Here is a 9682-nt window from a genome sequence, read left to right as displayed (position 1 = left end):
CACCACACCTTTTACAGGAGCATTATCATGACGAAATATCGTCACACTAAAGGTCAGATTCAAGATAACGCCATTGAGGCGCTGCTGCATGATCCGCTATTCCGTCAACGAGTAGAAAAGAATGTGAAAGGCAAAGGCAGCTATCGGCGTAAAGAAAAACACAACAAAGGCGGTAACTGGGAGGCCAGTGGTAAACTATCAAGCGATAATTTACCACTGGCCTTCTGGTTTTAAGGCATTAAAAAAGCCACCTTCGTCAGGTGGCTTTTTATTGGCATAACCAAACGCTGTTTTACAGTTTTGGCTGCTGTTGCTGGCTCAGCAGGTCACGGATTTCCGTCAGCAGTTTCTCTTCTGCGGTAGGCGCTGGCGGCGCTGCCGGCGCTTCTTCCTGCTTGCGGCGCATTTTGTTCATCAATTTAATTGCCAGGAAGATGGCGAAGGCGACAATCACGAAGTCGAATACGGTTTGAATGAATGAACCGTAGTTCATTACCACCGCCGGTACGGCGCCCTGAGCTTCACGTAATACCAGATGGAATTGTTTAAAGTCGACGCCGCCGATCAGTAACCCCAGTGGTGGCATGATGATATCGGCCACGAAGGACGAAACAATCTTGCCGAATGCGGCACCGATAATCACACCGACGGCCAGATCGACCACGTTGCCACGCATGGCAAATTCGCGAAACTCTTTCAACATACTCATAGAACGCACCCCTTGCAGAATTAATAACTCAAGTTTAACAAAGCAATTTCCCTTTGCCACAAAAGGAGAGAAGTTTTATCTCCTCCCAAGGCAGAGAACAACTACGCGATTATAGACCACCGCCTAATAAATTTGTTCTACAAGAAGAACGGGCTCGGTTGGAACAGGCGTTCAACGTCCGGCACGAATTTCTTGTCGGTAATAAACATGATGACGTGATCGCCCTGTTCGATTTTGCTGTTGCCGTTGGCGATGATCACGTCGTCACCACGTACGATCGCGCCGATGGTGGTGCCCGGTGGCAGCTTGATGTCTTCGACGATGCGGCCGACCACTTTGGACGTGCTTTCATCGCCGTGGGCAATCGCTTCGATCGCTTCCGCCACGCCGCGGCGCAGCGACGAGACGCTGACGATATCCGCTTTGCGCACGTGCCCCAACAGGGCGGAGATGGTCGCCTGCTGCGGCGAAATGGCGATATCGATCACGCTGCCCTGCACCAGATCGACATAGGCGCGGCGCTGGATCAAGACCATCACCTTCTTGGCGCCCATGCGCTTGGCCAGCATGGCGGACATGATGTTGGCCTCATCGTCGTTGGTGATGGCGATGAAGACATCCACCTGTTCGACGTGCTCTTCGGCCAGCAGCTCCTGGTCGGAGGCATCGCCGTAGAACACGATGGTATCGTGCAGCTGCTCGGCCAGTTCGGCGGCGCGTTGCTGGTTCCGCTCGATCAGTTTGACGTTGTAGTCTTTTTCCAGCTTGGCGGCCAGGCCGGCGCCGACGTTGCCGCCGCCGACGATCATGATGCGCTTATAGGGTTTTTCCAGCCGCTGCAGTTCGCTCATCACCGCGCGGATGTGCTGTGATGCGGCGACGAAGAAGACTTCATCACCGGCTTCGATAATGGTCGAGCCTTGCGGACGTATTGGTCTGTCCTGGCGGAAAATAGCGGCGACGCGGGTGTCTATATGCGGCATGTGTTCGCGCATCGAAGAGAGCGCATTGCCGACCAGCGGGCCGCCGTAATAGGCTTTAACCGCAGCGATGCTGACCTTGCCTTCGGCGAAGTTGACCACCTGCAGCGCGCCGGGGTATTCAATCAGCTTGTAGATATAGTCGATGACCAGCTGCTCCGGTGAAATCAGATGGTCGATCGGCACCGCTTCCGGCAGGAACAGTTTCTCCGACTCGCGGATATATTCCGGCGCGCGGATACGGGCGATGCGGTTGGGGGTATTGAACAGAGAATAGGCGATCTGGCAGGCAACCATGTTGGTTTCGTCGGAGTTGGTGACGGCGACCAGCATGTCAGCGTCTTCTGCGCCGGCTTCGCGCAGCACCCGAGGATGAGAGCCGTGCCCCTGAACCACCCGCAGATCGAATTTATCCTGCAGCTGACGCAGCCGGCCGGAATCGGTATCGACGACGGTGATATCGTTGTTTTCACCCACCAGGTTTTCCGCCAGCGTCCCGCCAACCTGACCGGCACCAAGAATAATTATTTTCATCGTGTTCTCTGCTTCACACTGAAAGACTTAGGGCGCGCACGCACGCCCCGAAGCATTACATTTTAATCAGCTTAGCGTAAAAGAAGCCATCGCCGTCCTCGGGATGCGGGATATTCTGCCGCCCCGGCCGCTGCGCATCGCCGGTTTCAACCAGCTTGGCATCGGCGTGGCGCTGCAAGAACGCGGCGATCTGGCTGCTGTTTTCATCCGGCAGGATAGAGCAGGTAGCGTAAACCATCACGCCGCCCGATTTCAGATGGGGCCAGACGGCTTCCAGGATGTCGGCCTGCAGCGCGGCGAGTTCGGCGATGTCGCGATCGCGACGCAGCCATTTGATGTCGGGGTGACGGCGGATCACGCCGGTGGCGGAACAAGGCGCGTCCAGCAGGATCCGGTCGAACAGCTTGTCACCGCACCATTGCTGCGGGGTGCGGCCATCGCCCAGCTTAACCTCTGCGTGCAAACGCAGGCGCTGCAGGTTTTCCTTCACCCGCGCCAGGCGCTGTTCGTCGATATCGACCGCCATGACGTGCGCTTTCGGCGCCGCTTCCAGAATATGCGTGGTTTTGCCGCCAGGCGCGGCGCACAAATCGAGGATCTGTTCACCGTCTTGCGGATCCAATAGATCGACACAGCCCTGGGCTGAGGCATCTTGCACGGTGACCCAGCCGTCGGCGAACCCAGGCAGATCGGTCACGGCGCAAGGCGCCAGCAAACGCACCGCGTCGGCATAGTCTGAATGAGGCTCCGCGGCGATGCCTGCGTCGGTCAGCAACTGCAGATAAGCTTCGCGGGTGTGATGCAGGCGGTTGACGCGCAGCCACATCGGTGGCTTCTGGTTATTGGCGTCGACGATCTGTTCCCAGTTGGCGGGATAAGCCTGTTGAATGCGTTTCAGCAACCAGCTCGGGTGCAAATAGCGGCTGTCATTGTTGGCGGCGCGCTGCAGCAGCTCTTCCTGCTGGCGCTGGAATTGCCGCAAGACGCCGTTAATCAGGCCTTTCAACTGTGGGCGTTTCAGCGCCACCGCGCCTTCCACGGTTTCGGCCAATACGGCGTGCGGCGGGATACGGGTATACAGCAGCTGATACAGGCCGACCATCAGCAGATAGTGCAGCGTACGCTGCTTGCCGGTCAGCGGCTTGGCCATCAATTGCTGAATGCACCATTCGAGCTGCGGCAGCACGCGCAATGTGCCGAAACACAGTTCCTGCAACAACCCGCGGTCCTTATCGCTGATGGCGGTTTGGAGTGTTGGCAGGACAGTGCTGAGCGACTGCCCTTGATCCAGCACCTGGCCGATGGCTTTGGCAGCGATGCTGCGGAGATTGTAATTATTTTTCATAGGCTGAAGCTGATAACGATCGGCATTAAGAAAATAACGGCCCGGCGATGAACGGCCGGGCAGTGGGGTGACTTACAGCCGGTTACCCGGGGTAAACCATTCACGGCGTGAATTTAACAGGTCCTGCGCCGACATCGGTTTCTTGCCGGCGGGCTGCAGTTGGATCAGATTGAGGATGCCGTCGGCGGTCGCCACCTGAATGCCGTGCTTGTCGGCATGGACAACGGTGCCCGGCTCCGCATTGGCGCTTTGCGCCAGTACGCTGGCTTGCCAGACTTTCACCGGTTGATCGTCGATGGTGAAGTAGCTGATCGGCCAAGGGTTGAAGGCGCGGATGCAGCGCTCCAGTTGTTCGGCGGACAGCGTCCAGTCCAGGCGAGCTTCTTCTTTGCTCAGCTTCTCGGCGTAGGTCACCAGCGCTTCGTCCTGCACTTCGCGGGTGGCGCTGCCGTCGGCCATTTGGCGCAGCGTCGTCAGCATGCCCTGCGGGCCGAGCTGCGCCAGCTTGTCGTAGAGACTGGCGCTGGTATCGCTGCTCTCAATCGGGCAGGCGATCTTGTGCATCATGTCGCCGGTATCGAGACCGACGTCCATCTGCATGATGGTCACGCCGGTTTCGCTGTCGCCGGCCCAGAGCGAGCGCTGGATCGGCGCCGCACCGCGCCAGCGAGGCAGCAGCGAGCCATGTACGTTGATGCAACCGAGACGCGGCATATCCAGCACCGCCTGCGGCAGGATCAGCCCGTAGGCAACCACCACCATCACGTCGGCGTTAAGATCGGCCACCAGGCGCTGGTTCTCTTCGGGGCGCAGCGATTTGGGCTGAAATACCGGCAGTTGGTGTTGCTCAGCCAGCACTTTTACCGGGCTTGGCGTCAGCTTGTTGCCGCGGCCTGCCGGGCGGTCGGGCTGGGTAAAAACGCCGACAATCTGATGCTCAGATGACAACAGCGCGTCAAGATGACGCGCTGCGAAGTCTGGTGTTCCGGCGAAAATAATCCGTAAAGAGTCAGACACGTTGATTTCCTGATCGGTTAGGCGCGGGCTTGAAGCTTGGCCATTTTTTCCAGTTTCTGACGAATGCGCTGACGCTTGAGCGGCGACAGGTAATCGACGAACAGTTTGCCCATCAGGTGATCCATCTCGTGCTGGATGCAGATCGCCAGCAGATCGTCCGCTTCCAGTTCGAAAGGTTTGCCTTCGCGATCCAGCGCGCGGATCTTCACCTGCGCGGCACGTGGTACCAACGCACGCTGCTCGGGAATGGAAAGACAGCCTTCCTCGATGCCGGTTTCGCCGCTCTTTTCCAGCAGCTCGGGGTTGATCAGCACCAGGCGCTGATCGCGATTCTCGGAGACGTCGATCACGATAATGCGCTGATGGATATCCACCTGAGTCGCAGCCAGGCCAATGCCTTCCTCTGCGTACATGGTTTCAAACATATCATCCACGATGCGCTGGATATCTGCATTGACTTCTTTTACCGGCGCTGCGATTTTGCGCAGACGCTCGTCTGGGAAATGTAATACCTGCAAGACTGACATATATCTTTAGATCTGTATCCGAGTAATGAACGAGGTTTAACCTCTATTCTAGACATTTCCCGGCCTGATTGACAGCATTGCGCACCAATTGCTCAGATTGGTAATACCACCGTTTTTGCTGAGGGAACAGACGATGCGGCCGGAAGAGATCGCTTTACGGATGCGAGGGGTAACGGGGCTGCAGACCGTCGTGGCCAGGCGGATCGTGCGGCAGCTATCGCAAATGGGGCGCGAGCCTCGCAGCGCGTTGCGTGAACTGGGGTTGAACGAGCGGCAGCGGGCGCAGTTCAACCAAGCGGATCCCGCTTATCTGGCGGCCAGCCTGCGTTGGCTGGAACTGCCGGCGCACCGTATGCTGAACTATGGGGCGGCCGGCTATCCGGAACGCCTGGCCCAGATCGACGATGCGCCGCTGTTTTTGCTGATCGAGGGCGATCCTCAAGCGTTGCTGCGTCCGCAGCTCGCCATGGTTGGCAGCCGGCAGTTCAGCCACTACGGCGAGCGTTGGGCCAATCATTTCGCCGCGGAATTGGCGCGTTGCGGTTTCACCATCACCAGCGGTTTGGCGATCGGCATCGACGGCATTTGCCATCGCGCAGCGCTGGCGGCCGGCGGTTGCACGGTAGCGGTATTGGGCAGCGGGTTGGCCAATGTTTATCCACGCCGGCACCGCAGGCTCGCGGAGCAGATTGTCGAGCAGGGCGGCGCGGTGATTTCTGATCATTTGGTCACCGATTTGCCTCTGGCCGACCATTTTCCGCGCCGCAACCGTATTATCAGCGGGCTGAGCCAGGGCGTTCTGGTCATAGAAGCCTCGTTGCGCAGCGGTACCCTGGTGACGGCCCGCTATGCGCTGGAGCAGGGGCGTGAGGTATTCGCCTTGCCGGGGCCGTTAGGGAACCCGATGAGCGAAGGCACGCACTGGCTAATTCAGCAGGGCGCGCATCTGGTTACCGGGCCGAAAGATATCGCAGAATTGCTGGGAAGCGGCCTTCAATGGCTGCCACTGAACGAAAATACAACTATTTGTGCGTCGCAGGCTGAAGTTGAATTGCCATTTGCCGATGTGTTGGCTAACGTAGGAGATGAGGTGACACCTGTTGACGTCGTCGCTGAACGTGCCGGCCAACCTGTGCCAGTGGTGGTAATCAAGTTACTCGAACTGGAGTTAGCAGGGTGGATCGCAGCTGTACCCGGCGGCTATGTCCGAATAAGGAGGGCAAGCCATGTTCGACGTACTCATGTACTTGTTTGAAACTTATATCCACAATGAACCAGAGATGCGCGTCGATCAGGATCAACTGACCGATGATCTCGCCCAGGCGGGGTTTCATCGGGATGATATCTACAACGCGTTGAATTGGCTTGAGAAGCTGGCTGACCTGCAAGAAGGCCAAAATGCGCCTTACTTTATGGATGCCGATCCGCTGGCAATGCGGATCTACACCGAAGAGGAAAGCGCGCGTTTGGACGCCGGCTGCCGTGGTTTTCTCCTGTTCCTGGAACAGATTCAGGTATTGAACCTCGAAACCCGTGAAATGGTTATCGACCGTGTTATGGCTTTGGATAATGCGGAATTCGATCTCGAAGATCTGAAATGGGTCGTGTTGATGGTGCTGTTTAATATTCCCGGATATGAAAGCGCCTATCAGCAAATGGAAGAACTGTTGTTTGAAGTGAACGAAGGTTATCTGCATTGAGCCGATAACGCGCATAGAAGACGTTATGACAAAAAACGCGATTTTTGCCGCCAGGCAAAATGAACCCTGTCCGGAATGCGGGGCCGAGTTGGTGATCCGTAGCGGTCGCCACGGCCCCTTCCTCGGCTGTTCCCAGTACCCTGAATGCCAATATATTCGGCCGCTGAAAGCGCAGGCCGACGGGCATGTCGTCAAGGTGCTGAATGGGCAGCAGTGCCCGAAGTGTCAGGCGACGTTGGTGCTGCGCCAGGGGCGCTATGGCATGTTTATCGGTTGCAGCGATTATCCGCAGTGCGATCACACTGAAGTGATCGATAAGCCTGATGAAACCGCCATTACCTGTCCGCAGTGCGGTCAGGGCAAGCTGTTGCAGCGTAAATCGCGCTACGGCAAGGTTTTTCATTCCTGCGATCGTTATCCGGAATGCCAATTCGCCCTCAATGTTAAACCCGTCGCCGGTGAATGCGCCTATTGCCATTACCCGCTGCTGATGGAAAAACGTACGGCAAAAGGCCCCGTCCTGTGCTGTGCCAGCAAGCTGTGCGGAAAACCCGTGGCGACTACAGAATAATCACATCATGAACTCAGAATTAAGCCCGAACCTTTTATCTATCATCGATGCTTTGCATCAACAGCAGGTGATTGCCTATCCCACCGAAGCGGTATTCGGCCTGGGGTGCGATCCCGACAGCGAACAGGCGGTCAATGCTTTGCTGGCATTGAAACAGCGGCCGTGGGAAAAGGGGCTGATTCTGATCGCCGCCGACTATACGCAGCTTAAGCCCTATATCGACGACAGCGCGCTCAGCGAACAGCAGCGCGTGACGATGTTCGCCAGCTGGCCTGGGCCGGTAACCTGGGTGTTGCCTGCCCGGCCGGAGACGCCGCGTTTGCTGACCGGGCGTTTCAGCTCGCTGGCGGTGCGCGTCAGCGATCATCCGTTGGTGCAGCAACTGTGCCGGCAGTACGGCAAGCCGCTGGTATCGACCAGTGCCAATCTCAGTGGGCTGGAGCCGTGCCGCAGTGCGGATGAAGTCGCGCGGCAATTCGGCGAGGCTTTCCCGGTATTGGCTGGCGAGGTGGGTGGCCGTCTTAATCCTTCCGAAATCAGAGATGCTCTGACCGGCGAACAGATCCGTCAGGGCTAGAGGTAATGGGCATGGAGAAGTTTGCGGTATTTGGCAACCCTATCGGTCACAGCAAGTCGCCGCGAATTCATGCGCTGTTCGCTGCCCAGACTGGCATTGAGCATCCCTATGGAGCGGTGTTGGCGCCGTTGGACGGTTTTGAAACCAGCCTGCAGGCGTTTATCCACGCCGGAGGGCTGGGGGCGAATGTCACGGTGCCTTTCAAAGAGCGTGCTTATGAGGCCGCTTCCGAGCTGAGCGAGCGCGCAGCGATGGCCGGCGCGGTCAATACCCTGAAGGTATTGCCGAATGGCGGTCTGCTGGGGGACAACACCGACGGCATCGGTTTGCTGACCGATCTGCAGCGTCAGCAATTGATTCGGCCGCAGGATCGCATCTTGCTGGTGGGGGCCGGCGGCGCGGCGCGCGGCGTGATCCTGCCGCTGCTGTCTTTCGGCTGCCGGCTCACGATCACCAACCGCACCTTCAGCCGCGCCGAGGAGTTGGCCGACGCTTTCCGGCATCTGGGAGAGATCTCGGCGGCGCCGATGGATCAACTGAATCAGCAAGCGTTCGATCTGGTGATCAACGCGACGGCGTCCGGCATCAGCGGGGAGATCCCGGCGTTGCCCGCGGGCGTAGTCAACGCGCAAACCCGTTGCTATGACATGTTCTATCAGCAGGGCGTCACGCCGTTCCTGGCCTGGGCGCAGCAGCAAGGGGCAACGGAATATGCCGATGGGCTGGGTATGCTGGTGGGGCAGGCGGCGCATGCTTTCCTGCTTTGGCACGGAGTGATGCCAGAGATCGAGCCGGTATTGCGCCAGCTGCGCAGCGAACTGGCGGCATAATTCCCACCCCGTTCTCTATATAGGGAACGGGGTGGCCGTCAGATGTCTTCCGACAGATATTCATCTTTCCAACGCACATAGTTGTTAGAAGAATAAAGCAATCCTTCCAACTCGGCGGCGGTCAACGGCCGAACCTGGCGTGCCGGGCTCCCCATATAAAGATAGCCGCTGGCCAGCCGTTTGCCCGGCGCCACCAAACTGCCGGCGCCAATCATTACGTCGTCTTCTACTACTACACCGTCCAACAGGATCGATCCCATACCGACCAGCACCCGGTTGCCGATGGCGCAGCCGTGCAGCATCGCTTTATGGCCCACGGTCACGTCTTCCCCAATCAGCAGGGGATAACCGTCTGGGTTGTGTTCGGAACGGTGAGTCACATGCAGTACGCTGCCGTCCTGAATATTGCTGCGCGCGCCGATCTTTACCGCATTGACGTCACCGCGGATAGCGACCAGCGGCCAGATACTGACGTCATCCGCCAAATCGACGTCGCCGATCACGACGCTGGAAGGATCGATCAAGACACGCTGACCGAGTTTGGGGGTGTATTGAAGATAAGAACGTACTGCATCGGACATAGTGCTGCCTCACGTCGGGATCATATTTACCGGCAATACTAGACCCTGGCGATGGAATTACAACCAACGGCAGCGCCGAATCCTGCTGAAAATGGCCCTGATCGCACAAGATCCACACGGAAGGGCTGAAAAGTGTGCAAACAGAAAGAAAAGATCAAAAAAGGGGTTGTGCAAAAAACTCGGATCCCTATAATGCGCCTCCATCGACACGGCGCAAGTGATTCACTTCACACAGCGGCCGGGAAGAAAGAGAAAAAATCCTGAAAATTAGGGTTGACTCTGAAAGAGGAAAGCGTAATATACGCCACCTC

At 57.6% G+C, this 9682-nt stretch carries 12 protein-coding genes; 6 read left to right on the top strand and 6 right to left on the bottom strand.

All coding sequences use genetic code 11. The features are described 5' to 3' along the window. Positions 1-27 precede the first annotated feature (27 nt). Positions 28-234 carry an alternative ribosome-rescue factor A gene (locus ACSBQQ_RS24425; RefSeq protein WP_033639242.1) on the top strand — a complete coding sequence of 69 codons (207 nt, stop codon included), beginning with the start codon at positions 28-30 and terminating at the stop codon, positions 232-234. A gap of 58 nt (positions 235-292) precedes the next feature. Here ACSBQQ_RS24425 and mscL read toward each other — a convergent pair whose 3' ends face one another. From mscL to def, 5 genes are all read right to left on the bottom strand, one after another. After that, positions 293-709 carry a large-conductance mechanosensitive channel protein MscL gene (mscL, locus tag ACSBQQ_RS24420; RefSeq protein ID WP_025304493.1) on the bottom strand — a complete coding sequence of 139 codons (417 nt, stop codon included), beginning with the start codon at positions 707-709 and terminating at the stop codon, positions 293-295. Positions 710-846: 137 nt separating this feature from the next. Then, positions 847-2223 carry a Trk system potassium transporter TrkA gene (gene trkA / locus ACSBQQ_RS24415; protein WP_033636248.1) on the bottom strand — a complete coding sequence of 459 codons (1377 nt, stop codon included), beginning with the start codon at positions 2221-2223 and terminating at the stop codon, positions 847-849. Positions 2224-2278: 55 nt separating this feature from the next. After that, positions 2279-3568 (bottom strand): 16S rRNA (cytosine(967)-C(5))-methyltransferase RsmB, encoded by a 1290-nt coding sequence (gene rsmB, locus ACSBQQ_RS24410; protein ID WP_047570318.1) that lies wholly within the window; start codon positions 3566-3568, stop codon positions 2279-2281. A 72-nt stretch (positions 3569-3640) separates the two neighbouring features. Next, entirely contained in the window at positions 3641-4585 is a 945-nt protein-coding gene (gene fmt, locus ACSBQQ_RS24405) for a methionyl-tRNA formyltransferase (protein ID WP_048322003.1), read from the bottom strand. A gap of 17 nt (positions 4586-4602) precedes the next feature. Then, complete coding sequence (def, locus tag ACSBQQ_RS24400) at positions 4603-5112, bottom strand: peptide deformylase (RefSeq protein ID WP_033636244.1); 510 nt, start codon at positions 5110-5112, stop codon at positions 4603-4605. A 133-nt stretch (positions 5113-5245) separates the two neighbouring features. Between def and dprA the strand changes: the two genes are divergently transcribed. The 5 genes from dprA to aroE are packed head-to-tail and all read left to right on the top strand — an operon-like array spanning position 5246 to position 8790. Next, complete coding sequence (dprA, locus tag ACSBQQ_RS24395; protein WP_060429436.1) at positions 5246-6367, top strand: DNA-protecting protein DprA; 1122 nt, start codon at positions 5246-5248, stop codon at positions 6365-6367. Beyond that, positions 6339-6812, top strand: coding sequence for a DUF494 family protein Smg (gene smg, locus ACSBQQ_RS24390; RefSeq protein ID WP_033650013.1), 474 nt, complete (start codon positions 6339-6341; stop codon positions 6810-6812). The genes dprA and smg overlap by 29 nt, the downstream gene beginning before the upstream one ends. A gap of 25 nt (positions 6813-6837) precedes the next feature. Beyond that, positions 6838-7383, top strand: a complete 546-nt coding sequence (locus ACSBQQ_RS24385; RefSeq protein ID WP_060429437.1) for a DNA topoisomerase family protein — start codon at positions 6838-6840, stop codon at positions 7381-7383. 7 nt (positions 7384-7390) lie between these two features. Further along, the gene (gene tsaC / locus ACSBQQ_RS24380; RefSeq protein WP_060429438.1) at positions 7391-7960 is read left to right on the top strand and encodes an L-threonylcarbamoyladenylate synthase type 1 TsaC; all 570 of its coding nucleotides are present in this window, start codon (positions 7391-7393) and stop codon (positions 7958-7960) included. A gap of 11 nt (positions 7961-7971) precedes the next feature. Continuing rightward, positions 7972-8790 (top strand): shikimate dehydrogenase, encoded by an 819-nt coding sequence (gene aroE, locus ACSBQQ_RS24375; protein ID WP_033655293.1) that lies wholly within the window; start codon positions 7972-7974, stop codon positions 8788-8790. Between the two features lie 38 nt (positions 8791-8828). Here the strand turns inward: aroE and ACSBQQ_RS24370 are convergent, their stop codons facing one another. Then, entirely contained in the window at positions 8829-9371 is a 543-nt protein-coding gene (locus ACSBQQ_RS24370; protein ID WP_004929699.1) for a gamma carbonic anhydrase family protein, read from the bottom strand. Positions 9372-9682 lie beyond the last annotated feature (311 nt).

This window comes from Serratia sp. G204Y (genome assembly GCF_051172435.1).
Classification (GTDB): domain Bacteria; phylum Pseudomonadota; class Gammaproteobacteria; order Enterobacterales; family Enterobacteriaceae; genus Serratia; species Serratia sarumanii.
Note: the sequence above shows the minus strand (reverse complement) of the source record. Positions and strands in the feature narration are given on the sequence as shown.

Excerpts from the sequence above, each read along its gene's own strand:
- mscL (WP_025304493.1), bottom strand. The coding sequence starts at position 709 with ATGAGTATGTTGAAAGAGTTTCGCGAATTTGCCATGCGTGGCAACGTG.
- tsaC (WP_060429438.1), top strand. The coding sequence starts at position 7,391 with ATGAACTCAGAATTAAGCCCGAACCTTTTATCTATCATCGATGCTTTG.
- rsmB (WP_047570318.1), bottom strand. The coding sequence starts at position 3,568 with ATGAAAAATAATTACAATCTCCGCAGCATCGCTGCCAAAGCCATCGGC.
- trkA (WP_033636248.1), bottom strand. The coding sequence starts at position 2,223 with ATGAAAATAATTATTCTTGGTGCCGGTCAGGTTGGCGGGACGCTGGCG.
- aroE (WP_033655293.1), top strand. The coding sequence starts at position 7,972 with ATGGAGAAGTTTGCGGTATTTGGCAACCCTATCGGTCACAGCAAGTCG.
- smg (WP_033650013.1), top strand. The coding sequence starts at position 6,339 with ATGTTCGACGTACTCATGTACTTGTTTGAAACTTATATCCACAATGAA.
- ACSBQQ_RS24370 (WP_004929699.1), bottom strand. The coding sequence starts at position 9,371 with ATGTCCGATGCAGTACGTTCTTATCTTCAATACACCCCCAAACTCGGT.
- ACSBQQ_RS24425 (WP_033639242.1), top strand. The coding sequence starts at position 28 with ATGACGAAATATCGTCACACTAAAGGTCAGATTCAAGATAACGCCATT.
- ACSBQQ_RS24385 (WP_060429437.1), top strand. The coding sequence starts at position 6,838 with ATGACAAAAAACGCGATTTTTGCCGCCAGGCAAAATGAACCCTGTCCG.
- def (WP_033636244.1), bottom strand. The coding sequence starts at position 5,112 with ATGTCAGTCTTGCAGGTATTACATTTCCCAGACGAGCGTCTGCGCAAA.
- dprA (WP_060429436.1), top strand. The coding sequence starts at position 5,246 with ATGCGGCCGGAAGAGATCGCTTTACGGATGCGAGGGGTAACGGGGCTG.